We start from the raw sequence: 24,421 nt of genomic DNA on the forward strand, positions 1-24,421 counted from the left end.
TTTATCAAACAATTAGGGAAGTTTCTTCAAGCTTCTACCGTCCAGGTATGTCCGGCTCTCATTACCTCTTGCAATCCACCTGCGGGTGCCTGCCCTTTGGCGGCGTCCAGTTGCGTATGAACGCTCTGATCGTAACTGGACGTCGGATCACAATAGAGTACGCCCAAGGCGACCGGTAGCGTGGGCGGCTCCATTGCCGCCAACAACGTCGCCAGCACGCGATTCTTTTCGTCGTGCCGTAGAACATCGGCTTCAGTGATACCGGCATCTCCCAGATTCACGACTTCAAGGGACAGCGTCGAGGGATTCAGGCGCAACCCGCGATCCTGATCTTTACCGAAGATCAAGGGCTCGCCGTGCTGAACATGGACCTGCCGGTCTTCCGCCACATCGCGCTCAGTGATGCCCGCAAAGACGCCATCATTGTAGACGATGCAGTTCTGGAGTATCTCCACCAGCGAGGCGCCACGGTGTGTATGCGCCCGTTTGAAGATCTCCGGCAGCCGCTTTTGCTGCGTGTCGACACCGCGGGCGAAGAACCTCGCCCCCACCCCTAGAGCAAAAAGCCCAGCGGACAAAGGCTGGTCGATCGACCCCATCGGGGTCGAAGGAGTGCGCAGTCCAGCCCGTGACGTCGGCGAGTACTGCCCCTTCGTCAAACCGTAAATCTCGTTGTTGAACAGAAGCATGTTGAGATCGAGATTACGGCGCAGGCAGTGCATCAGGTGATTACCGCCGATGGAAAGCGCATCCCCGTCGCCCATGACGACCCAGACATCCAGCTCCGGATTGGCCAGTTTCACCCCCGTCGCCACGGCCGGCGCGCGCCCGTGGATGGTGTGGAAACCATAGGTCGCGATGTAATAGGGAAAGCGTGCCGCACAGCCTATGCCCGACACGAAGACCGTCTTAGCCGGGTCCGCAGCCAAATCCGCCAGTGTCCGCTGCACGGCCTTCAAGATGGCGTAGTCACCGCACCCTGGGCACCAACGGACTTCCTGATCCGTTGCGTAATCCTTCGGCTGCAAAGCCGCGATTCCATCGGGCCCGCTCATAGCTTCTTCTCCAATCCGGGTTTGCGCGAAATCCTCGCGCGAACCGCCGCTTCCAAATCCGAAACACGGAAAGGCTTGCCGTTGACTTGAGCCAAACTTTCAGCGTCCACCAGATAGCGGTCCCGTAGCAACGTAACCAACTGTCCGTGGTTCATCTCTGGTATTAGTATTTTCTTATAAGTATTTAATATATCGCCGAGATTTGCAGGTAAAGGCCAGATATGTCTCAAATGGACATGCGCCACATTGTAGCCCTCTGCGAGCATGGTTGTGACTGCACGGCTTATGGGGCCATAGGTAGAGCCCCAACCAACCAGCACGAGATCGGCGCCAAGATCTCCCTGATCGACTTCCTGCAACGGAATATCGTTTGCAATGCCTTCGATCTTTGCCGCACGAAGGTCCGTCATGCGCTGATGATTATCGGGGTCGTAGGAGATGTTGCCGGATGTCGAGTCCCTCTCAATTCCGCCAATTCGATGCATCAGCCCAGGTGTCCCGGGGACTGCCCAATCGCGGGCCAGGGTTTGCGGGTTACGGGCAAAGGGCTGGTACCCCTCTGGATCCTGGCGGCGCTTGACCGGAAAACTCGCTATAGCGTCCAAGTCGGGGATGAGCCAGGGCTCCGATGCATTCGCAATGTACCCGTCGGTCAACAACATGACCGGCGTCATGTACTTTGTCGCCAGGCGAACAGCCTCCACCGCAACATCGAAACAATCACCTGGGGCACGCGCCGCCAGCACGACCAAAGGCGAATCGGCGTTCCGTCCATACACGGCTTGATAGAGGTCAGATTGCTCTGTTTTCGTCGGCATTCCCGTCGAGGGGCCCGCACGCTGGGAGTTCACGACGATCAATGGCAACTCGGTGGCGATGGCAAGACCCAGCGCCTCGGTTTTCAGGGCGACACCGGGTCCGGACGAGGATGTGATTCCCATATCGCCCGCGTAGGACGCCCCGATCGCAGCACAGGCTGCGGCAATCTCGTCTTCCGCCTGAAAGGTCAGGATGTTCAAGGACTTGAGAGCGGCAAGACTATGCAAAAGGCTGGAAGCTGGGGTGATTGGGTAGGAGCAGAATACCATCCGCAAGGCAGCTTTCTCACAGCCGGCGACCAATCCCCAGGCCAATGCCTCGGCGCCGGTGATGGCACGGTAGAGCCCCGGCGGAATTGCAGCTGGGCCAACATCTATCTGTGCCACCTCATGCTGAAGTTCAGATGTTTCACCAAAGGCATGGCCCGCATTGAGCGCCGCTATATTGGCCTCCAAAACCTCAGGCTTGCTGGCGAACTTCCGCTTCAACCAAGCAATCGTGGGGGCACGTTCCCGGCCAAAAAGCCAGTAAACCAAACCAAGCGCCCACATGTTTTTCGAGCGCACAGCCTCTTTCTTCGTGACGCCGACGGTCTCAACTGCGTCCTGGGTGAGCTGTGTGATGTCGATCTTGAGCACCCGATAAGGCGCCAAAGTATCGTCTTCCAGCGGATTGCTATCATAATGCGCCTTGCGCAGGTTCTTGTCGTTGAACTGACCCGTATCAACGATGACCAGACCAGCGGATTTGACATCGGCCAGATTCACCTTCAGCGCGGCCGGGTTCGTCGCCACCAGGACGTCGAGATGATCGCCGGCCGTCTTGATGCGCCGCGCCCCAAAATTTATCTGGAACGCCGAGACCCCATACGTGGTACCGGCAGGCGCGCGAATCTCCGCCGGAAAATCGGGGAAAGTCGCCAGATCGTTCCCGGCAAGGGCGGTCGTCAGCGTGAACTGACCGCCGGTTATCTGCATACCGTCACCGGAATCACCGGCAAAGCGAACTGTCGCCGACTCCATCTCCTGGTGTCGCCGGTCTGCAGATTTTAGGGCCTTAGAGCCTTCCATTCGCGTCGCCCACTCCTGCGCTATCCGGACGTCATCGTGATTGCTGGTCCACCGATTAGCAGAAAGCCCGGGCGCAATCAGCCCCTCTTTTTCTCTGGTCTTCAGGTAGTATTTTCCTGCGCGCGATCAAGAAGCGCCAGCATATCGGCCACAGACACGAATTTCCGGCGCGGGTGATCGCCTTGACCTGCGGCGATTTCAGCCTCGTCAATCAGGCGCCAATCCCGGTAGGTAACCCAACGAACCTGACGAGCGGTCAGCCGTGCCTCCAGCGCCTTTCGCCCTGGCTTGCCTTGTGTTTTCATATCGTCACGCAACTGCTCGGCCAGCGCCTTGCCATCCGCCTTATTCGTACCGATGACGCCGCTGGGTCCGCGTTTTGCCCATCCCACCGCATATAGCCCGGGCGCTATACGTCCATCTCGGTTGCGCAGTCGCCCGCGCGCCGCATCAAAAGGTATTCCCGGAATTCTGGGTGACCGGTATCCGATGGCCTTAATGATCAAGCCGCAGGATAGGTCTTCCTGAGCACCTGTTTCCACCACCCGGCTTCCCTCCAACCGCGTCTGCGCTACACGCAGTCCCGTAACGCTTTCTCCGCCCAAGACTTCCAGTGGTCTCGCAAAGAATTGAAATGTGATGCGCCGCGTCGCTGTTTTCTCTTTAAGTTCTGCGAAGCTTCGCAAGGTCTCCAGGTTCCTCTCGGCTTGCCGGCGCGGCTTCTCGCTTAATCCTTCCAGGGCATGTTCCGAGAGACTGTCACCTTCAACGCAAGGAGTTCCTCTATCGAGGCGGGCAAACGCCCGAAGTTCCGGATTGGTAAAGCGAGCCTGCGCCGCTCCGCGTCGACCGAGGACTATGACTTCGCGGAGTTTCGATCGAGTGATTGCGTCCGCCGCCTCCTCGGCGATATCGGTCGCGGCGAGTTCATTGGGCGAAAGGACCAGTATACGGGCAATATCGAGGGCCACGTTGCCGTTCCCCACCACAATCGCGCGCTCCACATCGATATTGGGATGAAGATTGGCGAAGTCCGGATGACCGTTGTACCAACCGACAAAGGCCGCCGAGCCAAGTATGCCGCGCTTATCCTCTCCCGGAATACCGATTGGGCGATCTCTTGGCGCCCCTACGGCCAGCACCACGGCATCATAGCAGTCCCGCAATTCCGCCATGGTCACGTCACGCCCTACTTCGACATTGCCGTAATAATGGACCCGACCGCTGCTGACGGTCTTCTCGTATCCCTCAGTCACGCGTTTTACCGATTGATGATCCGGCGCCACACCAAACCGCACAAGACCGAAGGGCGTCGGCAAACGCTCTAGGATATCGATCTCGCAATCGGGAAAAGCTGACAGCAGCGACTCTGCGGCATAAAATCCGCTCGGTCCCGAGCCCACAATCGCAACGGAAAGACGCATTCCGACAATCCCTCATTTCCGATGTGGCTATGGTGTAAGGCGATGGGCCCGCTTGACAAGCCCGCAATGCTTTCTTGACGGGAGCCATCGGGACCGCGACAAAGGCATCTCGTTTTTCTGCTACGCTCAGATACGAAAGGTTTTTCTCCATTATGAACAAGATCAAGGGCCTTCTGGCAGCCCTCTCCCTGCTTACTGCACCGTTGGCTGTGGCCCCGGGCCTGACCGACCCTGCCCGGGCAGCCGAATCCGTGATTATCGGTGACTTGAACAGCTACACGAAGCTACCGGCATTCAGCGTGCCCTATAAACAGGGATGGGAGCTGGCGCTGGACGAAATCAACGCCGATGGCGGTGTGTTGGGCGCCCCTTTGGTGGTAGTCAGCCGTGATGACGGTGGTGCGCCCGGCGAAGCGGTTACGGCCGCCAGCGAATTGACCGCACGTGAAGGCGCAACGGTCTTGATGGGGACGCTCCTTTCAAATGTCGGACTGGCGGTTTCCGATTTTGCTCAACAGCGAAATGTCCTTTTCATGGCGGCCGAACCCCTGACCGATGCCCTGGTTTGGGAAAAAGGCGCGCCCAATACTTTCCGGCTGCGCCCTGGAACCTACTCCCAATCGTTGATGCTGGCGCGCGAAGCGGCAAAACTTCCCGCCAAGCGCTGGGCGACGATTGCGCCGAACTACGAGTATGGCCAGTCCGCTGTCGCGGCTTTCAAGGAGAACCTGCTGAAGTTGCGCCCGGACGTCGAATTCGTGGCTGAGCAGTGGCCTGCCCTGTTCAAGATTGATGCCGGTGCGACCACCCAGGCCCTCGCTCTGGCCGAACCGGATGCAATCTTCAATGTGACCTTCGGCGGCGACCTCGTGAAATTCGTCCGTGAAGGCAGCCTGCGCGGGTTGTTTGAAAATCGCACCGTGGTCAGCCTGCTAACCGGTGAGCCCGAATGGAATGCCCCCCTAAAGGACGAACTTCCCACCGGTTGGATCGTGACCGGCTACCCACCCAACAAGGTGGATAGCCCGGAGCACAATACCTTCCGCGAGGCTTATATCGACAAGTTCGCGGAGGAGCCGAGAATGGGGTCGGTCGTGGGATATGTAACGCTCAAGGCTCTAGCCAAAGCCATTAATCAAGCGCAAACAACGGACGTTGAAGCGTTGGCCGAATCCTTGCGGGGTCTGGCGTTGGACACGCCATTCGGACCGATCCACTTCCGTGCAGCAGACCATCAGTCGACCCTCGGTACCTTCGTTGGCTTAACCGCCGTGGAGAACGGGGCCGGAACCATGACGGACTGGTACTATGCCAACGGCAACGATTTCCTGCCCAGCGAAGAGGAGGCCGCCAAGCTTCGGGCCGCGGAATAGCATATGACGAAGATCCGGGACGATTGGGACTACACCGAATACAAGGACCAGCAAACCTGGCCGCGCTATACCGGCATTCCGACCTTTATGCGGGCGCCCTATTCCGAAGCCTTGGATGAGTTGGATATTGCCTTGGTCGGCGTCCCGTTCGACGGTGGGGTCACCAATCGCCCGGGTGCGCGTCATGGGCCAAGGGAAATCCGTAATCAATCCAGTCTAATGCGGCGCACGAGCCAAGAAACCGGAATCAGCCCCTTCAGTCTCTGCCGTATTGCCGATATCGGCGATGCCTGGCCGCAACGTCCCTTCCATCTGGAGGAGTCCCTGGCGGAGATCGCAAACTTCTTCGCCAAGGTTCACGCCGCGGGAGTATTGCCGGTATCCGCGGGTGGCGACCATTCAGTAACCCTGCCGATCTTTCGAGCCATCGCCAAGGATCGCCCCGTGGGGATGATTCACTTCGACGCCCATTGCGATACCGGCGACGATTATCTGGGCTCCAAGTTCCACCATGGGGCGCCTTTCCGCCGGGCGGTGGAGGAAGGTCTGCTCGATCCTAAACGCACCATCCAGATCGGTATTCGCGGCGGCGTCAACGATGCCAAGATATGGCAGTTCAGCCACGACAGCGGCATGCGGGTGATCTACATGGAGGAGTTCCTGGAGATCGGCGTCAAAGGCGCGATTGCTGAAGCACGGCGCGTCGTCGGGGACGGCCCAACATATCTCTCATTCGATGTCGATGGTCTGGATCCGGTTTTTGCTCCCGGCACAGGTACGCCCGAGATTGGCGGCTTCTCGACGGCTGAGGCTTTGGCCATGCTGCGGGGATTGCGCGGACTAAACTACGTGGGTGGCGATGTGGTTGAGGTGGCACCCTGTTTCGACCCGGGATACGTGACGGCGCTGGCCGGTTCACAGATCATGTTTGAGATTCTTTGCCTGGTCGCCGAGGCGCACGCCGGGCGTCGCGACTAGCCAGAAATCGGAAGGACCGACAGCCTGCGATGTCCTTTACCATCGCCCAGTTCCTAACGGCCTTCGCCAATGCCTCCGCCTTGTTCTTCGTGGCGGTCGGCCTGTCGATCATTTTTGGCGTGACGCGGATCGTCAACTTCGCGCATGGCTCCTTCTACATGCTTGGCGCCTATCTGGGGGTGACCATCAGCGGGCTCTTGATGCCTCTCCTCGGCGGCCTGGGTTTCTGGCTCGCCCTGCCAGTGGCCGCCGCCGGCGCGGGACTCGTCGGTCTCGGCATGGAGCGGTTCTTGCTGCGTCGCCTTTATCGCTCGAATGAACTCTTCCCATTGCTGGCCACCTTTGGGCTGCTGCTGGTGCTGCAGGATGTAACCCTGCACGTCTGGGGTCCGGAGGACATTGTCGGGCCTCGGGCCCCCTGGCTGGATAGCGCGATTACCCTCTTTGGTAACCGAATCCCGGAGTATGATCTGTTTCTGATCGCTGCCGGGCCGACCGGTCTTTTAGCCCTGTGGTTGCTGTTCAAACGCACCCGTTGGGGCATCCTCGTACGCGCCGCGACAGAGGACCGTGAAATGGTCGCTGCCCTGGCCGTCGATCAGCAACGTCTGTTCGCCAGCGTCGTGGCCCTGGGAACCGCGCTCGCCGGTCTAGGGGGTGCGTTGCAGCTTCCTCGTGAGGCCGCTTCGCTTGGTATGGACCTGAACATCATTGCCGAGGCGTTCGTCGTTGTCGTTGTGGGTGGCATGGGATCGATTTTCGGTTCCTACCTGGCTGCCCTGCTTATTGCCGTGATCCAAGCCTTCGGTATCCTGCTCTTTCCAGAAATCACCCTGGTCATCGTGTTTCTCGTGATGGCCGTTATTCTGGCCCTGCGTCCCCAGGGGTTGTTCGGCAAACGGGAAAGCGCCTTTGCCGCCCGTGTCGCCGATCCCCATACGCCTTTATTGGCGGCCGGTACCGCCATGAAGTTGGGGGCCTTGGCGCTGCTGTTCTTTTTGGCGGTCTTGCCTCTTTTCAGCGGGCGCTACGTGGTGATCATCGGGGCGGAGATACTGATATTCGCGCTTTTTGCCGCTTCGCTTCAGTTCCTATTGGGACTAGGCGGCATCATATCCTTTGGACATGCCGCCTTTCTGGGACTGGGCGCCTACAGCGTCGCACTGTTGGGCGCCGACCTCGGTTGGCCGATGGAAGCGGCGCTCCTCGTTGCCCCCGTTGTCGCCGGGGTGGTGGCGCTCGCGTTCGGCTGGTTCTGCGCGCGGCTGTCCGGCGTCTATCTCGCCATGTTGACCTTGGCATTTGCCCAGATTCTCTGGTCCGTTGCTTTTCAATGGTACGGCTTCACCGGCGGCGACAACGGAATACTGGGCGTCTGGCCCAGCCCATGGTTTGCCGAACCTCGCAGCTTTTACTGGCTGGTCCTGGCGCTGGTCGCCACAGCGCTATTACTCATGCGGCATTTGGCTTTCTCGGGTTACGGCTTCGCCTTGCGGGCGCAACGGGACAATGCGCTGCGCGCTGCTGCCAGCGGGCTCAACCCGCAACGCCTGCGCTGGCAAGCCTTCGCCGTTAGCGGCGCTTGCGCGGGCCTCGCGGGTGGTCTTTATGCTCTTTTGAAAGGCAGCGTGTTCCCTGACGTTTTGGCAATACCCATGTCGGTGGAAGCGCTTGTCATGGTGTTGCTGGGCGGCGTTGCCTTTCTTGAGGGACCCTTGCTGGGCGCCGCGGCCTATCTAGGCCTGAAAACCGAACTGTTGAGCTATACCAGCTTCTGGCGCAGCGCGATCGGCGGCATCATTTTGCTGCTGGTTCTGATTTTCCCCCAAGGACTGGCCGGTGGTGCAAGCCAGCTCTGGCGGCGAAAAGGAGCCGGGACATGACAGCTCAGTTGTCCGTTACCGGTTTGAACAAGAATTTCGGCGGGGTACAGGCGGTTTGCAATGTTTCCTTTGACCTTCATGCCGGCGAGCGCCTCGCCTTGATCGGACCCAACGGGGCCGGAAAGTCCACCTGCTTCAATCTCATTGGCGGGCAGCTTATGCCTGACGGCGGAAACGTCGTTTTGAAAGGCCGCTCCCTAGGCTCGCTTCGCCCGGACCAGCGCTACCTTCAGGGCTTGGGCCGAACCTTTCAGATTGGCTCCGTATTCAGCTCCATGACGCTTGAGGAAAACCTTCTGACGGTCATAGCAGCCGCAGAAGGCCTTGGGCCGAGCTTTACCCAAAGCGTGGCCCGAAAGCATCAGTCCCAGGCACAATCGCTGCTGACCGCTGTGGGGCTTTCCGACCTTCGCCAGCGCCAAAGCGCTGAACTTGCCTACGGTGATGTCAAAAGGCTCGAATTGGCGATGGCTCTAGCGGGGAACCCGAGTGTCCTGCTGATGGATGAGCCGACGGCCGGCATGGCGCCTGGAGAAAGGCACGACCTGATGACCTTGGTCGTCGCAATTGCCGCAGAGCGACAGATCAGCCTGCTTTTCACCGAGCATGACATGGATATCGTTTTTGACCATGCAGAACGCATTCTCGTGCTCGACCATGGCCATGTTATCGCGGAAGGAACGCCGTCCCAGGTTCGCGCCGACCCCCGTGTGCGTCAAGTCTATCTCGGAGAGGATTTCTGATGACTGACGGCATAGAACGCGCGTCAACAGGGTTCTCGATCGAGGGTTTGGAAGCCTTCTATGGCGCCGCGCAAATACTCTTTGGTGTCGATCTAACTCTTGCACCGGGAGAATTGGTCGCACTGGTGGGGCGGAACGGCGCAGGCAAATCGACGATCTTGAAAGCGGTCGTAGGTCTGGGTGCGCGCGCATGCGGCAGTATTCGCTACGGCGGCACTGAATTGTTAGGCATGCCGACACACAAGATCGCGTCCTTGGGCGTCGGCTATGTTCCTGAAGAAAGACGAGTTTTCGCCGAGCTCACCGTCGCCGAGAACCTCTTGGCAGGCGCCCGCACGTCACAATCCGGATCGCAGCGCTGGACCTTCGATAGCGTCCTTGAACTGTTTCCGGCTTTGTCAAAGCTCCTGGACCGCCGCGCAGGCCTCTTGAGCGGCGGCGAACAGCAGATGCTCACTGTCGCCCGCACACTGATGGGGAACCCAACGCTCCTGCTGCTGGACGAACCTTCGGAAGGTCTAGCGCCCTTGATCGTGCGACAAATGAGCGACGCCATCGCGGAATTGAAACGCGAAGGAATTGCGATCCTTTTGTCTGAACAGAATCTGCAATTTGCCCGCCGATTGTGCGACCGGGCTTATATTCTGGAAAAAGGGCGTATACTGGCAACCGGCGATCTTGGGAGTCTGCTTGATGACAAGCATGTTTCTCGGGCGCTTATGGTCTAGCGCGCAGCGTAGTCGCATTTCCGATATGACTTGTCGCGCGCGGCGCAGCCGTTACCGGGTCTCGGCGCGTAGCAATAAATGATGATCAGGGGTCATCTCGGCCCCGCTATAAGCATGAGGGCATTTGGAATGGCTGACGAAGACGATCTTGACCTGCGCTCCTTGCCGGACGACGAGCTTGTCCAGCAGATGCAAGACGACCTTTACGACGGCCTCAAGGAAGAGGTCATGGAAGGCGTCAACATCCTTTTGGAGCGTGGCTGGACGCCTTACAACGTTCTAACGATCGCGCTGGTCGAAGGCATGCGGATCGTCGGCATCGATTTCCGCGACGGAATTCTTTTCGTGCCTGAAGTGCTGCTGGCAGCCAATTCGATGAAAGGCGGGATGCACATTCTGCGCCCGCTTCTCGCTGAAACCGGAGCCAAGCAGGTCGGCAAGATGGTCATCGGCACCGTCAAGGGCGACATCCACGACATTGGCAAAAACCTCGTCTCGATGATGATGGAAGGCGCTGGATTCGAGGTCATCGATCTTGGCATCAACAACCCGGTCGAAAAGTACCTGGAAGCCCTCGACACTCATAAGCCTGAAATTCTCGGCATGTCGGCGCTACTCACCACGACCATGCCATATATGAAGGTCGTCGTGGACGCCATGAAGGAAAACGGCATCCGCGACGACTACATCGTGCTGGTTGGCGGCGCGCCGCTGAATGAGGCCTTCGCCGAGGCTGTCGGTGCAGATGCCTATTGTCGTGACGCGGCTGTTGCCGTCGAGACCGCCAAGGAGCTGGTCAAGCGCAAGCACAACCAGGCCGCCTGACGGTCGAGGACAGGAAAGTCAGACTGTAGCCTGCTGGCCCAGGACCTCGGGAGACCTGACCGCATGGAAGCGACGGCACGAGACAAAGCGCCTGAGCCGCCAGCCCCACCGCGCACCCGAATCATTGCCTGTGGCGCCCTGGCGCGTGAGTTGCTGGCAATCATGAAGCAGCCAGGGCTTACGCATCTATCGCTCACCTGCCTGCCTGCCATTTGGCACAACCGCCCAGAGCGTATTCCCGACGGCGTGCGGGGCAAGATTAGGCAGGCGCGAGCGGAGGGGATCGAGCGGATTCTAGTCGCCTATGCCGACTGTGGCACAGGCGGTTTGTTGGACCGCGTTCTCGAAGAGGAAGGTGTCGAGCGGATTGACGGGCCACATTGTTACGCTTTTTTTGCCGGGCAAGCGCGCTTCGAGGCACTCGCCGACGCTGAGATTGGCACCTTTTATCTGACAGACTATCTGGTACGGCATTTTGATCGCTTGATGTGGCAGGGCCTAGGGCTGGACCGGCATCCCGACCTTCGGGACGCTTATTTTGGCCACTACACCAAGCTGGTATATCTAGCCCAAATCGATGACCCGGCGTTGGATGCTGGCGCCCAGGAAGCGGCAGCACGGCTAGGCTTGAGCTATGAGCGCATATCGACGGGTATGGGAGAACTTGCTGGCTTTGTGAACCGCGCAGTCCACCATCCAAAGCAAGGGTGAGAAAGAACAGGAAATGGCACAGCTAACCATCGTTTACTGGCGGGATATCCCGGCACAAGTCATCGTCAAGGCCGGTCGCAACAACGCGAAACGGCAACTGGATGAACGCTTCGAAAAAGCGATCGACCGGGCGGCCATGCGCGCGAAGCTCCGCGACTCAGATTCTTACCTGGCAGAATGGCGGCGCGGAGCGGCGATACCCTGCGGCGACGATTTAGAAGCCGAGGCCGACGCTTGTGCGGCGCGCCTGGAAGCAGATTATCCCGATGAACGCCTGAAGATGCTGGTGAACCAGGGCGGCCTCGAGACCCCAGAAGTTTGAGGTAAACCCTTACCCGCCCCGCCAAGGTCAAAGGATTGAAGAGTAATGTCGCTGGAGAAAACAATCGCTGATTTCCTAACGGATTTCACCATCGAGACCACGCCGGGATCGGCTGCGAAGATTCCCGATTATCGTGAGCACCTGCGCGAAGGCACGAAGGTCGCCGTCACGTTCCTTCCAGGCTCGGACTTTGCCGACACAGTGAAAACGTCCAAGAAGCTGAAGGACGAAGGGATGGTGCCGATGCCGCACTTCGCGGCACGTTCCATTCCGAGCAAAGATGCTTTTGCAGACTATCTGAAGCGGCTACAGGATGACGTTGGCATCGCACATGTTGTTGCCCTCGCCGGCGCCGTGGAAAAGCCTTTGGGCCCATACGAAAGCTCAATGGCTCTCCTTGAGACCGGCCTTTTCGAGGAACACGGCATCCAGACCATCGGTATCGCCGGGCATCCCGAGGGAAGCCCTGATATCAGCGACAGCGATCTGGCCAGCGCCTTGGCCTGGAAAAACACCTACGCCAGAAGCAGTAGCGCCAAGCTCTACATCGTTACCCAATTCTGCTTTGAAGCCGAACCCATTCTGGCATGGGAGAAGCGCATCCGAAACGCTGGCAACGCATTGCCGATCCACATCGGTTTGCCCGGCTTGGCGACCATCAAGACGCTCGTCAATCACGCACGCGCCTGCGGCATCGGCCCGTCGATGAATTTCCTGGTTCGGCAAGCACGCAACGTTGCCAAGCTGATGACCGTGAATGCGCCTGACAAGCTTACGCTGGATTTAGCGCAGCACGTTGCTAGCAACCCGGAATGCCTGATCAACAAGGTCCACATGTACCCGTTGGGCGGCCTCCGGAAATCTGCGGCTTGGAGCTATGCCGTCGTGGAAGGCGATATCACTCTCAAGTCCGGCAACAAAGGGTTCAAGGTCAATCGCGACATTGACTGATTGATACAATTTGTCCTGCGGCTTTTCGCGTTTTGACTAATGGAGGTCGCAAAAGCATCAGCCCTCGGAGGGTAAAAAGCATGGAATGCGCTCCAACATGCTCCCCAGCGTGGCCAGACGGCGACCTTACGAGGCCGATGGTGGGTTGGTCAGGGTAGACACAACGACCCAAGCGGTCATTTAAAGGAGTTCCGCACCATGGTTGATACCGTCGTCAGTTCGGCCAAGAAGACTCTCATTATCGCCAATGATCGCCCGTTTTGCATCATTGGCGAGCGCATAAACCCGACCGGCCGCAAGAAACTGGCTGCCGAGATGGCGGCCGGCGATTTCTCCACGGTCGAACGGGATGCGCTGGCTCAGGTTGCGGCCGGGGCCCACATGCTGGACGTAAACGCTGGTATCCCCCTGGCCGACGAGCCTGCCATCCTGGCTTCGACCATCAAGCTGGTACAGTCGCTGGTTGACGTGCCCCTCTCGATCGATTCCTCCATCGTGGAAGCACTGGCCGCCGGTCTGGAGGTCTATGAGGGCCGTGCCCTCGTGAACTCGGTCACCGGCGAGGAAGAGCGCCTGGAACAGGTTCTGCCCCTGATCAAGAAATACGATGCCGCGGTTGTCGCTATATCCAACGATGAAACCGGCATCTCCGAGGACCCGGAAGTCCGCTTCCAGGTTGCCAAGAAGATCGTCAACCATGCTCAGGATTATGGTATCAAGCCGGCCGACGTGGTGATCGATCCGTTGGTTATGCCGATCGGCGCGCTGGGCGGCGCCGGGCGTCAGGTTTTCCGCATCTGCCAGCGCATTCAAGAAGAACTTGGCTGTAACACCACCTGTGGGGCATCCAACATTTCGTTCGGATTGCCGAACCGTCACTCAATGAATGGCGTCTTCCTGGCAATGGCTGCGGGCTTTGGCCTCACCTCGGCGATCATGAATCCTCTTCACGAGGAAGAAATGGGCGCTATCATGGCCTCCGACGTACTTCTGGCAAAGGACGCGAACTGCGCCCGATGGATCCGCAAATACCGTGAACCTGCTCCGGAGCAGACAGCCGGCTCCGAGAATGGCGAGGGACGCCGTGAGCGACGCCGTCGCCGGGCATGAACTAAACTCGACCGACGGTCGGGTGAACAAAAAGGAGGAGTGGTGCTGCTATGTCCGAAGACGCGCTGGTCGTCTTTACCCCTTCGGGGCGTCGTGGTCATTTTCCTATCGGCACCCCGGTTCTGAAGGCAGCCCGCGCACTGGGCGTGGATATCGACTCGGTCTGTGGCGGACGCGGCATTTGCGGGCGTTGTCAGATTCAGGTTTCCGAAGGCTCCTTCTCGAAGCACGGCATCGTTAGCAGCGCAGAGAACCTGACTGCTTTCAACGAAGTGGAGGCCCGTTACAAGTCCAAGAAAAGCATGCGCGACGAGCGCCGCCTCTCTTGTCAGGCCTTGCTCGAAGGCAACGTGGTCATCGATGTGCCCGCCGACAGCCAGGTTCATCGACAGGTCGTGCGCAAACGCGCAGAAGTGCGTGACATCAAACTAGACCCGGCGATTCGGCTTCATTACGTCGAGGTCGAAGAGCCGGACATGCACAAACCCACCGGCGATCTTGAGCGCCTGCGCCGGGCGCTGGAGGACCAATGGGGCCTGAAGGAGCTGGAATGCGATCTGCGTATCCTGCAATCGCTCCAGAAATCGCTGCGCGACGGGAAATGGAAAGTGACGGTGGCGGTCCACCGCGCCCAGGTTATTACCGCGATTTGGCCCGGGTTCCACGACCGGGTCTTCGGACTTGCCGTTGATGTCGGTTCAACCACGATCGCAGCACACCTTTGCAGCCTGCGCACTGGTGAGGTCGTCGCTTCTTCCGGCATCATGAACCCGCAGATTCGCTTTGGCGAAGACCTGATGAGCCGTGTCTCCTACGCGATGATGAACCCAGGCGGCGACAAGGAGATGACACAGGCGGTTCGCGATGGTCTGAACGTGCTGGTAGCCGAAGTCTGCAAAGAGGCGGATATCCTGCCATCGGAGATTCTCAATGCCGCCTTCGTCGGCAACCCCATCATGCATCACCTGTTGCTTGGTATCGACCCGACGGAACTGGGCGGCGCGCCCTTCGCTCTGACCCTGAACTCCGGCCTCACCATCTGGGCGACCGAGATGGGCCTGGAGATCAACGAGGATGCGCGTATCTATGTCCTTCCCTGCATCGCCGGACACGTAGGCGCCGATACCGCGGGTGTGATCCTTTCGGAAACCCCCTATCTGTCCGACGACATCGTGCTGGTTGTGGATGTCGGCACCAACGCGGAATTAGTGCTCGGTAACAAAGACCGCTTGCTGGCGGCATCCTCGCCCACCGGCCCGGCTTTCGAAGGCGCGCAGATATCTTGCGGCCAGCGCGCCGCACCCGGTGCGATAGAGCGCCTGCGCATCGACCCAGATACCCTGGAGCCCCGGTACAAGGTGATCGGCTGCGATCTTTGGTCCAATGAAGACGGCTTTGATCAGGCGATCCGGAGAATCGGCGTGACCGGAATCTGTGGATCCGGCGTCATCGAGGCGCTGGGCGAAATGTTCCTTGCAGGCATTCTGGTGACCGACGGCACAATCGACGGTGCAATGGCTGCGAAAAGCCCGCGCATTCAGGCCGACGGGCGCACTTTCTCCTACCTGATTCGAGAGGGCGAACCGGAAATTCGCATCACCCAGAATGATGTGCGGGCCATTCAGCTTGCCAAGGCTGCGCTCTACGCCGGTGCCAGATTGCTGATGGATCACCTGGAAATCGACACTGTGGACCGTATCGTTCTTGCCGGTGCTTTCGGCAGCCACATCGATGTCAAGTATGCCATGATCCTGGGCATGATTCCTGACTGCGATCTGTCAAAGGTTGCCTCCGCGGGCAACGCAGCGGGCACAGGCGCACGGATCGCGCTTCTGAATCAGAAGGCGCGCGACGAGATCGAGGATGTCGTTCGCCGAGTCGAGAAAATCGAGACCGCGGTCGAACCCAAGTTCCAAGCGCATTTCATCGAAGCGATGGGGCTGCCGCATACGACGGCCCCCTATCCGATGCTTGCCGCGGCGGTCGCCCTTCCCGCTCCGAAGAAGGCAGGACCAGCCGGCGACAGCGCCTCGGAAGACCGGGCGGCCCGCCGCCGTCGGCGACGCAGCGAAGGATAACAGCGCACGTTCATTTACCCATTCCGGTTATAACCTCCGCCTGCATTGTTCGTGGCGCAATGCCGCTTGTCGAAACTAGTTATTGAATCAAACACGCGCGCCCATTAGGTAGATTTGCTCACAATGCGGTCGTACCAAGGAACGTCGGGTGCCGGAATGTTCGGCCGCAAGTCATCGGGAAGCCTTATGCCGATCAAGATTCCAAACGAATTACCCGCCCGCGCGATTCTGGAAAGCGAGGGCGTCCCCGTCATTCAGGAGAGCGATGCCATGCGGCAGGATATCCGTCCGCTGCGCGTGGCCTTGCTTAATCTGATGCCGGAGAAGATTCGTACGGAAACGCAACTCGCCCGGGTCCTCGGCTCCACCCCTCTACAGATCGAGATGACGCTTCTGCGCACCGGCAGCTACACCGGTCGCAACACGCCGATGGAGCATCTGCTGACGTTTTATCAGACTTGGGAAGACGTAAAGGAGCAAAAGTTCGACGCTCTCATCATCACCGGCGCGCCGGTCGAACAGATGCCCTTCGAGGATGTGGTCTATTGGAATGAGCTCCAGCAGATCTTCGACTGGGCGGACACCAACGTCTTTTCGAGCTTTTTCATCTGCTGGGGTGCTCAGGCGGCTCTCTACCATTATCACGGCGTGCCGAAGTACGACTTGGACGGCAAGATGTTCGGCGTCTTTCCCCACGCCGTGGACCAACATGCCTCGCCATTGGTTGCAGGTTTCGACGACATCTTCCACTGCCCCGTATCACGCTACACCGAGGTGCGACGGAAAGACGTAGAGCCGATACAGGGACTGGAGATTCTCGCGGATTCGGCGGATTCCGGTTTATGCCTGCTTGAAGAACGCGCAAAGCGCCGGGTCTTCATTTTCAATCATCTGGAGTATGACGGCGATACCTTGAAACGCGAGTTTCAGCGTGATCACGCCGCTGGCCTGGATACGGCCTTGCCACGCAACTATTTCCAAGGCGACGATCCTAGTCAGCCGCCCCGTGTTGCTTGGCGTGCTCATCGGAATCTACTTTATGGCAACTGGATCAACGATCTTTACCAGCACGCCCCCTTCGATCTTCAGAAGATCGGAAAGACGCGTTAACTAAGAAAAGATCTGAGGTTTCTGTAGCAAAGAGCAATGAGGAAACCATGACCGAGACCGTGACCTTTACCCGGATGGCCGATGGCACTGTTGAGGATTACGCTCTTCTGGTCCGAAATGCGGAAACACACGTCCGCGCGACGCTCGCAGACAACGTCTTGGGGTCTCTAAAGTTACTGCAAGGTCCCACGCTGGGGTACCGGATTGATCGCTTCGAGCATTCACTGCAAACAGCCACCCGCGCCATGAAGGAAGGTGCTGACGAGGAAACCGTTGTCTGCGCGCTGCTTCACGACGTTGGCGACAGCATAGCGCCCGAGAATCATTCCGCATTGGCCGCAGCAATTCTGCGACCTTATGTCAGCGAAAAAAACCACTGGATCATCCTGCACCACGGTGTATTCCAGGGTTATTACTACTTCGATAAAATCGGCCAGGACCGGAATGCCAGAGACGCCTTTCGCGGTCATGTATATTTTGATGCTTGCGCGCATTTCTGCGAGGCCTGGGATCAAACGTCATTCGACCCCGATTATCCCACCGAACCGCTATCGACATTCGAGCCGATGGTCCGCCGCCTCTTTGCGAAGAAGCCCACAGCTTTCGTATGACGGCGAGGCCGCCCTCGCACGCCTAAATCATTATCTGATCTGCTCCTGCGGCAGGGTTCCTTGTTAAGCCCCGGGCCGTTGCGATGACGCAGGGAGTTCGTCGTAGTCCTCGTCGTCAGACACACCACCCTCGTGCAGGGGAACCCCACGCTCCTTGCGCGGCGTATGACCAAAGTAGTCGCGGTAACACTTGGAGAAATGTGAAGCAGAAACGAACCCGCAGGCCAGGGCCACGTCGATCACGGACATGTTGGTCTGCAACAACAAGAGGCGCGCCTTGTTAAGACGTAGCTCCAGGTAGTAACGCGCCGGCGAGCGGGTCAGGTATTTGCGAAACAGTCGTTCCAACTGCCGTGTGGAAAGTCCCGCCTCGCGCGCCAGTTCTGCCCGCGACAGAGGCTCTTCCAGGTTTTCCTCCATGAATTGGATTACCTTCAACAGCTTGGGATGGCGCACACCCAGGCGCGCCGGCAAGCCCATGCGCTGGTGATCGTGGCGGTCCCGGATGCGTTCGTGCATGAACTGGTCGGCCACCTTGGCCGCTAGTTCGTGGCCGTGCTGCATGGCGATCACGTTCAGCATGAGATCGATGGCCGCAGTACCCCCAGCGCAGGTGAAACGGCTACGATCGATCTCGAATAACTCGGCAGTGACATCGATCTCCGGGAAGTCCTCGGCAAAAGCCGGGAGGTTCTCCCAGTGTATCGTGCAACGATGGCCGTCCAGGAGTCCGGCACTGGCCAATACGTGCGCCCCGGTGCAGAGCGAACCGATGTCGACACCCTTGCGGTCGATCTTGCGCAACCAGGCAAACAAGGGTTTGACGATGACCTTCTGCACGTCGATTCCACTGCAGACAATGACCGTGCCAAAGCCGGTTGCCGCCTCCAAGTCGCCTTCCGGCGTGAGGGCAATGCCGTTAGAAGCCGCAACCGGCTTGCCATCCGGCGAGAAGAGATGCCAACTGTACAGCGCTTGACCGCTCAAGCGATTGGCAACGCGTAACGGCTCGATAGCCGAGGTAAAAGCAATCATTGAAAAACGCGGCAGCATCACAAACGCGATGCGTTGAGGAGTCTCCCTGGGGGTCGCACCAAACATTCCTTTAAACGACTCCTTCTGGTCGCTTTCCAACGGATACGTTACACAATTATAGCCATGTCGCGATCTGAAAAATATCCGACGCAAGCCCGAAAGCTATTGTTGTGAATAACCGCAGATTGCACGTGAGTTCGAGATAGAGAGATGCGAAGGGCGTTGTCAAACAGACTGAGCCTTTCCATTATCGATAAATCGTCGCAGCCCCACCGGTTTCGCTATCGTTGCCGTCCCCAGGAAAGGTCAGGCCCCATGAAAGCCCGCTATTCGATCGTAAGCCTGATACGCAACGCTCTCAATTATCATGAGGGATGGCCGGAAGCCTGGCGCAGTCCGGAACCAAAGGCGGAGTACGATGTCATTATCGTCGGCGGCGGCGGGCATGGCTTGGCGACGGCCTATTATCTAGCCAAGGAACATGGCATCACCAACGTCGCGGTGATCGAGCGCGGCTGGATCGGCGGAGGCAATACGGGGCGTAATACCACAATCGTGCGCTCCAACTATCTGTGGGACGAGAGCGCCGGACTTTATGAGCATGCGCTCAAGCTCTGGGAAGGATTGAGCCAGGATCTCAACTACAACGTCATGTTCAGTCAGCGCGGCGTGATGAATCTGGCGCACAGCCAGCACGATCTGCGTGAATTGCAACGACGCATCTACGCCAACTATCTGAATGGCGTCGATTCTGAATTCCTGACGCCGGAACAGGTTAAGGAATTTTGCCCAATCATCGACCTTCGCGGCAACGGACGTTACCCGGTCCTGGGCGCAAGTCTGCAGCGACGTGGCGGTACAGCACGCCATGACGCCGTTGCCTGGGGCTATGCGCGCGGCGCGGATGCGCTGGGCGTCGATATCATTCAGGAATGCCCCGTGAACGGCTTCGTGATCGACAAGGGCCGCATTACCGGCGTCGAGACCGCAAAGGGCACCATCAAGGCAAAGAAGGTCGGCGTTGTCGTTGCGGGTCACTGCAGCGTCATGGCCGACATGGCCGGGTTCCGTTTGCCTGTTGAATCGCGCCCCCTGCAGGCGCTGGTCAGCGAACCGGTGAAGCCCATCATCGATTGCGTCGTCATGTCCAATGCCGTTCATGCTTATGTCAGTCAGTCGGACAAGGGAGAGCTGGTAATCGGCGCCGGCGTGGACCGCTACAATGGCTACGGTCAACGCGGCAGCCTTCCGGTTACCGAAGAAACCCTCGGGGCAATCTGTGAGCTTTTCCCCATGTTCCGCCGGATGCGCATGCTGCGTACCTGGGGCGGCATTGTGGATACTTGCCCAGACGCCAGTCCAATCATCTCGAAAACGCCCGTTGAGGGGCTGTTCTTCAACTGTGGTTGGGGAACGGGCGGCTTCAAGGCCACACCCGGCTCAGGCCATGTCTTTGCCCACACGATCGCCAAGAACGAACCACACCCACTGGCAGCGCCTTTCCGGCTCGACCGTTTCGTGACCGGCTTCCTCATCGACGAACACGGCGCAGCGGCCGTGGCGCACTGACCCGAAGGAACGACCTCATGTTGTTGTTAGATTGCCCACACTGCGGTCCGCGCGAAGAAACGGAATTCACTTACGGCGGTGAGGCCCATCTGGCGCGCCCGAAAGACCCGGCATCGATGACCGACGAAGAATGGGCCGGGTTCGTCTACTGGCGCAAGAATACCAAGGGCGTTTTCCTGGAGCGCTGGAACCATGCGCACGGCTGTCGTCGCTGGTTCAACGTTGCCCGCGACACGGTTAGCTACCAAGTCTTGGCTGTCTATCCCATGGGGTCGAAGCCACCCAAGAAGCTAGCGCTCACGAAGTACGTCTGAGAAGGAAGGACCGAAGATGACCGATTATCGCCTTCGCCAAGGCGGGCGCATCGACCGCTCGAAGTCGCTGTCCTTCACATTCGACGGCCAGCGCTATGCCGGATATGCAGGTGATACGCTGGCATCGGCTCTGTTGGCCAATGGTGTCCACTTTGTCGGGCGGAGCTTCAAGTATCATCGCCCCAGGGGTATCGTGGCCGCCGGCGCCGAGGAGCCAAATGCTCTGATCCAGCTTGGACATGGCGCACGCACGGAGCCAAACCTGCGGGCCACTCAGATCGAACTGTTCGACGGCCTCCGGGCCGAATCGCAGAACCGCTGGCCCAGCCTTAGCTTTGACGTCGGCGCCCTCAACAATGCGCTTTCGAAGTTTTTCCCCGCGGGGTTCTACTACAAGACCTTCATGTGGCCCGCTGCCTTGTGGATGAAATACGAGTACGTCATCCGCCACGCCGCCGGTCTTGGCAAATCGCCAACCGAGCGCGATCCGGACACCTATGACAAGACCAACGCCCATTGCGATGTCTTGATCGTCGGTGCGGGGCCCTCGGGCCTTGCCGCGGCGCTGGCTGCCGCGAAAACTGGCGCGCGGGTTATTCTTTGCGACGAGCAGGCCGAGATGGGCGGCAGCCTGCTAAATCGCCACGCCGAGATCGATGGCAAACCGGGTGTCGACTGGGCCGCCGATTCCCTGAAAACGCTGGCACAGTATCCGAACTTGCGCCTGCTGCCGCGTACAACCGCATTTGCCTACTGGGACCATAACTTTGTCAGTCTCTGTGAAAAAGTTACTGATCACCTGGCGGACAAGCCCAAACACCTGCCTCGGCAACGCTTGTGGAAAGTTCGCGCCAAGCAGGTTGTTCTGGCAACTGGGGCACTTGAGCGCCCTCTGGTTTTCCAAGACAACGACCGCCCCGGCATCATGCTGGCGGGCGCCGCACAAACCTACCTGAACCGCTATGCGGTTAAGCCAGGCAATCGCGGTATCGTCTTCACCAACAATGACGGCGGCTACGAGGCTGCCATAGATCTCGCGGATGCAGGTGTCGCCATCACCGTTCTCGACTCCCGTGACATGCCGGAAGGTGCCAACTATCACGCCGCAAAGACAGCCGGGCTGGATATCCGTGCCGGCAAGGTCATCGTCGGCACGAAGGGCAGCAAGCGTGTCGAAAAAGCGTTGATCGCGGATTTGGGAAGCGGTGGCGACAGGGCGCTTGGTCAGGTCGAAGAGCTTGACGTTGACTTCATAGCCTCCTCCGGCGGTTGGAATCCCACCGTCCATCTTTTCTGCCAATCCAAGGGAAAGCTCGAATGGCGTGACGACATCGCATCCTTCGTACCCGGCGAACCGATGCAAAAGGCACAAGCCTCGGTCGGTGCAGCCAACGGCGCGTTTGGCCTGAAGGATGCACTCGCGGAGGGTTTTGCAGCAGGCGCCAAGCTAGCCGCCGCCAGCGGCCTTGGGAAAGCCGCAAAACCTACCAAAGCACCCGATGCACCCAACGGCAACCATTTGCCGCTGCAACCGTTGTGGCTGGTTCCCTCGACCGAACCGTTGGGGCGCAAGGGCAAGCACTTCACCGATTTCCAGAATGATGTGACCGCTGCAGACCTTAAGCTGGCGCTGCGGGAGGGATATCGTTCCGTGGAACACGTCAAACGTTACACGACGACTGGTATGGCCACCGACCAGGGCAAGATCGGCAACGTGAACGCATTGGGCATCGTCGCCGACGTGCAAGGCAAGACGATCCCCGAGATCGGAGTGACTACCTTCCGCCCGCCTTACACACCAACCACCTTTGGTATTTTCATGGGTCGCGATGCGGACGACCTGCTCGATCCGGCCCGTACCACTCCTATGCATAGCTGGCATCAGCGCGCGGGCGCTCAGTTCGAGGACGTCGGACAGTGGAAGCGGGCCTGGTACTATCCGAAGGACGGTGAAGATCTGCATGCCGCCGTTAACCGCGAGGTTGCCGCGGTGCGCCGCTCGCTCGGTGTCCTGGACGCATCGACACTCGGCAAGATCGATATCCAGGGACCTGACGCTGCCGAGTTTCTGAACCGCATCTATACCAACGCTTGGAAGAAACTCGATATTGGCAAGGCCCGCTACGGGCTGATGCTGAAGGAAGACGGCATGGTGATGGACGATGGCGTCACCACCCGTATCGGCGAAAACCGTTTCCTGATGACGACAACCTCGGGCAATGCACCGCAGGTGATGGCCCATCTGGAGGATTACCTGCAAACCGAATGGACGGACCTCAAGGTCTACCTGACATCGGTGACGGAGCAATGGGCTACCATCTCTGTAGCAGGCCCCAATGCCCGCAAGCTCATGGCCGAGTTGACGAGCGACATCGGGCTATCTCCCAACGCCCTGCCCTTCATGGGTTATACAGAGGGTACCGTGGCAGGCGTTCCGGCCCGTGTGTTCCGGATCTCATTCACCGGCGAATTATCGTTCGAGATCAACGTCCCGGCATCCTACGGCCTAGCCGTATGGCAGGCGGTAATGACCGCCGGGGAGAAATACGACATCACACCCTACGGCACCGAGGCCATGCACGTCTTGCGTGCCGAGAAAGGCTACATCATCGTTGGCCAGGAAACTGATGGGTCGGTAAACCCGCACGACCTCGGCATGGATTGGGTGGTGGCCAAGAATAAGGAGTTCGTGGGCAAGCGTTCCCTCACCCGCGCAGACATGTCCAAACCCAACCGCAAGCAGCTGGTCGGCATTCTGACTGATGACCCAAAAACCGTGCTGCCTGAAGGCTCCCAAATTGTTGAAGAGCTCCTGGACAAACCACCGATGACCATGGTCGGGCACGTGACTTCCAGCTATTGGAGCCCGAATCTTGGGCATTCGATCGCCCTGGCAATGGTCAAGGGCGGCCTGGCTAAGAAGGGGAAGAAAATTTACGTACCCCTACTCGACGGCCGTGTCGTCAGCGCCACCATCACCGATACCGTATTCTTCGACCCGGAAGGAGAACGTCTCCGTGCCTGACAGCTTCCTGCGACAGAGCGCTCTTGCGCATCTAGCCCTTGATGGTCGTGCGGTTGATACCGGCGGCAGTCAGGGTATGGCCCCGGGTGTTGCCATGAAGGAACTTCCCTTCAAGAGCATCATCAACCTGCGTGGCAACCCGAAGGACACGGCGTTCCTTGCCGCGACGAGCAAGACGCTCGGCTTCGACCTGCCGCTGGAGCCAAACCAAAGCGCTTCCAAGGATCAGATCACCGCCCTTTGGCTGGCACCGGATGAATGGTGGATCATCACCGATAGCCAAACAGGAAAACTGGCAAGCAAGCTAGAAGCCGCATTGTCTGGACAGCATATCTCCCTGGTCGATGTTGGCGAGAGCCGGACTACGATCCGCGTCACCGGCCGTCATGCCCGCGATCAGTTAGCAAAGGGCACCCCCCTGGATCTGCATCCGACCCAATTGCCCGCTGGGCGTTGTGCTGGCACACATATAGCAAAGGCGATCGTGGTGTTGCACTACTTGGGAGACAGCAAGTCCGGCGAACCGACTTACGACATCTACGTGCTGCGGTCCTTCGCGGATTATCTCTGGCGATGGCTGGAGGATGCAGCACAAGAGTATGGCTTCCAAGTGCGGCCCTAACATAAACCAACCTAACAAACCCGCTCGGCTATCGGGCACTTCCCCAAACGGATGACCGTAGAAAG

At 58.9% G+C, this 24,421-nt stretch carries 21 protein-coding genes; 17 read left to right on the forward strand and 4 right to left on the reverse strand.

Annotation, left to right across the window (positions count from 1 at the left end):
• Nucleotides 1–26: 26 nt before the first annotated feature.
• The 3 genes from FHR98_RS03220 to FHR98_RS03230 form a co-directional block, all read right to left on the reverse strand.
• Nucleotides 27–1,055: a 2-oxoacid:ferredoxin oxidoreductase subunit beta gene (locus FHR98_RS03220; RefSeq protein WP_183415210.1), complete on the reverse strand. Its 1,029-nt coding sequence runs from the start codon at nucleotides 1,053–1,055 to the stop codon at nucleotides 27–29.
• Nucleotides 1,052–2,896: a 2-oxoacid:acceptor oxidoreductase subunit alpha gene (locus FHR98_RS03225; protein WP_246377422.1), complete on the reverse strand. Its 1,845-nt coding sequence runs from the start codon at nucleotides 2,894–2,896 to the stop codon at nucleotides 1,052–1,054. Before FHR98_RS03225 ends, FHR98_RS03220 begins: the two co-directional genes overlap by 4 nt.
• A 149-nt stretch (nucleotides 2,897–3,045) precedes the next feature.
• Nucleotides 3,046–4,368: an FAD-dependent oxidoreductase gene (locus tag FHR98_RS03230; RefSeq protein ID WP_183415212.1), complete on the reverse strand. Its 1,323-nt coding sequence runs from the start codon at nucleotides 4,366–4,368 to the stop codon at nucleotides 3,046–3,048.
• A gap of 152 nt (nucleotides 4,369–4,520) precedes the next feature.
• Here FHR98_RS03230 and FHR98_RS03235 point away from each other — a divergent pair, with 152 nt between their 5' ends.
• From FHR98_RS03235 to FHR98_RS03295, 13 genes are all read left to right on the forward strand, one after another.
• The gene (locus FHR98_RS03235) at nucleotides 4,521–5,741 is read left to right on the forward strand and encodes an ABC transporter substrate-binding protein (RefSeq protein ID WP_183415213.1); all 1,221 of its coding nucleotides are present in this window, start codon (nucleotides 4,521–4,523) and stop codon (nucleotides 5,739–5,741) included.
• Nucleotides 5,742–5,744: 3 nt separating this feature from the next.
• On the forward strand, nucleotides 5,745–6,719 hold the full coding sequence (speB, locus tag FHR98_RS03240; protein WP_183415214.1) for an agmatinase: 975 nt from the start codon (nucleotides 5,745–5,747) through the stop codon (nucleotides 6,717–6,719).
• 29 nt (nucleotides 6,720–6,748) lie between these two features.
• Nucleotides 6,749–8,602: an ABC transporter permease gene (locus FHR98_RS03245; protein ID WP_183415215.1), complete on the forward strand. Its 1,854-nt coding sequence runs from the start codon at nucleotides 6,749–6,751 to the stop codon at nucleotides 8,600–8,602.
• Nucleotides 8,599–9,345 carry an ABC transporter ATP-binding protein gene (locus FHR98_RS03250; protein ID WP_183415216.1) on the forward strand — a complete coding sequence of 249 codons (747 nt, stop codon included), beginning with the start codon at nucleotides 8,599–8,601 and terminating at the stop codon, nucleotides 9,343–9,345. Before FHR98_RS03245 ends, FHR98_RS03250 begins: the two co-directional genes overlap by 4 nt.
• Complete coding sequence (locus FHR98_RS03255; RefSeq protein WP_183415217.1) at nucleotides 9,345–10,073, forward strand: ABC transporter ATP-binding protein; 729 nt, start codon at nucleotides 9,345–9,347, stop codon at nucleotides 10,071–10,073. The genes FHR98_RS03250 and FHR98_RS03255 overlap by 1 nt, the downstream gene beginning before the upstream one ends.
• A gap of 129 nt (nucleotides 10,074–10,202) precedes the next feature.
• Nucleotides 10,203–10,898, forward strand: coding sequence for a corrinoid protein (locus tag FHR98_RS03260; RefSeq protein ID WP_183415218.1), 696 nt, complete (start codon nucleotides 10,203–10,205; stop codon nucleotides 10,896–10,898).
• A gap of 63 nt (nucleotides 10,899–10,961) precedes the next feature.
• Nucleotides 10,962–11,609 (forward strand): DUF1638 domain-containing protein, encoded by a 648-nt coding sequence (locus FHR98_RS03265; protein WP_183415219.1) that lies wholly within the window; start codon nucleotides 10,962–10,964, stop codon nucleotides 11,607–11,609.
• A 13-nt stretch (nucleotides 11,610–11,622) separates the two neighbouring features.
• Nucleotides 11,623–11,931 carry a virulence factor gene (locus FHR98_RS03270; protein WP_183415220.1) on the forward strand — a complete coding sequence of 103 codons (309 nt, stop codon included), beginning with the start codon at nucleotides 11,623–11,625 and terminating at the stop codon, nucleotides 11,929–11,931.
• Nucleotides 11,932–11,976: 45 nt separating this feature from the next.
• Nucleotides 11,977–12,882 carry a methylenetetrahydrofolate reductase gene (locus FHR98_RS03275; protein ID WP_183415221.1) on the forward strand — a complete coding sequence of 302 codons (906 nt, stop codon included), beginning with the start codon at nucleotides 11,977–11,979 and terminating at the stop codon, nucleotides 12,880–12,882.
• Between the two features lie 198 nt (nucleotides 12,883–13,080).
• Nucleotides 13,081–13,992 carry a methyltetrahydrofolate cobalamin methyltransferase gene (locus tag FHR98_RS03280; protein WP_183415222.1) on the forward strand — a complete coding sequence of 304 codons (912 nt, stop codon included), beginning with the start codon at nucleotides 13,081–13,083 and terminating at the stop codon, nucleotides 13,990–13,992.
• A 50-nt stretch (nucleotides 13,993–14,042) separates the two neighbouring features.
• Nucleotides 14,043–16,070 (forward strand): ASKHA domain-containing protein, encoded by a 2,028-nt coding sequence (locus tag FHR98_RS03285; RefSeq protein WP_183415223.1) that lies wholly within the window; start codon nucleotides 14,043–14,045, stop codon nucleotides 16,068–16,070.
• 186 nt (nucleotides 16,071–16,256) lie between these two features.
• The gene (locus tag FHR98_RS03290; protein WP_183415224.1) at nucleotides 16,257–17,180 is read left to right on the forward strand and encodes a homoserine O-succinyltransferase; all 924 of its coding nucleotides are present in this window, start codon (nucleotides 16,257–16,259) and stop codon (nucleotides 17,178–17,180) included.
• Between the two features lie 47 nt (nucleotides 17,181–17,227).
• Nucleotides 17,228–17,791, forward strand: a complete 564-nt coding sequence (locus FHR98_RS03295) for an HD domain-containing protein (RefSeq protein WP_183415225.1) — start codon at nucleotides 17,228–17,230, stop codon at nucleotides 17,789–17,791.
• A gap of 63 nt (nucleotides 17,792–17,854) precedes the next feature.
• Here FHR98_RS03295 and FHR98_RS03300 read toward each other — a convergent pair whose 3' ends face one another.
• A complete protein-coding gene (locus FHR98_RS03300; RefSeq protein ID WP_183415226.1) occupies nucleotides 17,855–18,892 on the reverse strand; it encodes a GlxA family transcriptional regulator in 1,038 nt (345 codons plus the stop codon).
• Nucleotides 18,893–19,141: 249 nt separating this feature from the next.
• Between FHR98_RS03300 and FHR98_RS03305 the strand changes: the two genes are divergently transcribed.
• The 4 genes from FHR98_RS03305 to FHR98_RS03320 are packed head-to-tail and all read left to right on the forward strand — an operon-like array spanning nucleotide 19,142 to nucleotide 24,356.
• On the forward strand, nucleotides 19,142–20,395 hold the full coding sequence (locus FHR98_RS03305; RefSeq protein WP_183415227.1) for a sarcosine oxidase subunit beta family protein: 1,254 nt from the start codon (nucleotides 19,142–19,144) through the stop codon (nucleotides 20,393–20,395).
• Nucleotides 20,396–20,412: 17 nt separating this feature from the next.
• The gene (locus tag FHR98_RS03310; RefSeq protein WP_183415228.1) at nucleotides 20,413–20,709 is read left to right on the forward strand and encodes a sarcosine oxidase subunit delta; all 297 of its coding nucleotides are present in this window, start codon (nucleotides 20,413–20,415) and stop codon (nucleotides 20,707–20,709) included.
• A 16-nt stretch (nucleotides 20,710–20,725) separates the two neighbouring features.
• Nucleotides 20,726–23,734 (forward strand): sarcosine oxidase subunit alpha, encoded by a 3,009-nt coding sequence (locus tag FHR98_RS03315; RefSeq protein ID WP_183415229.1) that lies wholly within the window; start codon nucleotides 20,726–20,728, stop codon nucleotides 23,732–23,734.
• Nucleotides 23,727–24,356 carry a sarcosine oxidase subunit gamma gene (locus tag FHR98_RS03320; RefSeq protein WP_183415230.1) on the forward strand — a complete coding sequence of 210 codons (630 nt, stop codon included), beginning with the start codon at nucleotides 23,727–23,729 and terminating at the stop codon, nucleotides 24,354–24,356. The genes FHR98_RS03315 and FHR98_RS03320 overlap by 8 nt, the downstream gene beginning before the upstream one ends.
• Nucleotides 24,357–24,421: the final 65 nt, after the last annotated feature.

The organism is Limibacillus halophilus (genome assembly GCF_014191775.1).
In the GTDB taxonomy this organism is placed as follows: domain Bacteria; phylum Pseudomonadota; class Alphaproteobacteria; order Kiloniellales; family CECT-8803; genus Limibacillus; species Limibacillus halophilus.

Bases quoted from the DNA above. Each gene is read 5' to 3' on its own strand.
- FHR98_RS03220 (WP_183415210.1), bottom strand. From the start codon at position 1,055: ATGAGCGGGCCCGATGGAATCGCGGCTTTGCAGCCGAAGGATTACGCA.
- FHR98_RS03225 (WP_246377422.1), bottom strand. From the start codon at position 2,896: ATGGAGTCGGCGACAGTTCGCTTTGCCGGTGATTCCGGTGACGGTATG.
- FHR98_RS03230 (WP_183415212.1), bottom strand. From the start codon at position 4,368: ATGCGTCTTTCCGTTGCGATTGTGGGCTCGGGACCGAGCGGATTTTAT.
- FHR98_RS03235 (WP_183415213.1), top strand. From the start codon at position 4,521: ATGAACAAGATCAAGGGCCTTCTGGCAGCCCTCTCCCTGCTTACTGCA.
- speB (WP_183415214.1), top strand. From the start codon at position 5,745: ATGACGAAGATCCGGGACGATTGGGACTACACCGAATACAAGGACCAG.
- FHR98_RS03245 (WP_183415215.1), top strand. From the start codon at position 6,749: ATGTCCTTTACCATCGCCCAGTTCCTAACGGCCTTCGCCAATGCCTCC.
- FHR98_RS03250 (WP_183415216.1), top strand. From the start codon at position 8,599: ATGACAGCTCAGTTGTCCGTTACCGGTTTGAACAAGAATTTCGGCGGG.
- FHR98_RS03255 (WP_183415217.1), top strand. From the start codon at position 9,345: ATGACTGACGGCATAGAACGCGCGTCAACAGGGTTCTCGATCGAGGGT.
- FHR98_RS03260 (WP_183415218.1), top strand. From the start codon at position 10,203: ATGGCTGACGAAGACGATCTTGACCTGCGCTCCTTGCCGGACGACGAG.
- FHR98_RS03265 (WP_183415219.1), top strand. From the start codon at position 10,962: ATGGAAGCGACGGCACGAGACAAAGCGCCTGAGCCGCCAGCCCCACCG.
- FHR98_RS03270 (WP_183415220.1), top strand. From the start codon at position 11,623: ATGGCACAGCTAACCATCGTTTACTGGCGGGATATCCCGGCACAAGTC.
- FHR98_RS03275 (WP_183415221.1), top strand. From the start codon at position 11,977: ATGTCGCTGGAGAAAACAATCGCTGATTTCCTAACGGATTTCACCATC.
- FHR98_RS03280 (WP_183415222.1), top strand. From the start codon at position 13,081: ATGGTTGATACCGTCGTCAGTTCGGCCAAGAAGACTCTCATTATCGCC.
- FHR98_RS03285 (WP_183415223.1), top strand. From the start codon at position 14,043: ATGTCCGAAGACGCGCTGGTCGTCTTTACCCCTTCGGGGCGTCGTGGT.
- FHR98_RS03290 (WP_183415224.1), top strand. From the start codon at position 16,257: ATGCCGATCAAGATTCCAAACGAATTACCCGCCCGCGCGATTCTGGAA.
- FHR98_RS03295 (WP_183415225.1), top strand. From the start codon at position 17,228: ATGACCGAGACCGTGACCTTTACCCGGATGGCCGATGGCACTGTTGAG.
- FHR98_RS03300 (WP_183415226.1), bottom strand. From the start codon at position 18,892: ATGTTTGGTGCGACCCCCAGGGAGACTCCTCAACGCATCGCGTTTGTG.
- FHR98_RS03305 (WP_183415227.1), top strand. From the start codon at position 19,142: ATGAAAGCCCGCTATTCGATCGTAAGCCTGATACGCAACGCTCTCAAT.
- FHR98_RS03310 (WP_183415228.1), top strand. From the start codon at position 20,413: ATGTTGTTGTTAGATTGCCCACACTGCGGTCCGCGCGAAGAAACGGAA.
- FHR98_RS03315 (WP_183415229.1), top strand. From the start codon at position 20,726: ATGACCGATTATCGCCTTCGCCAAGGCGGGCGCATCGACCGCTCGAAG.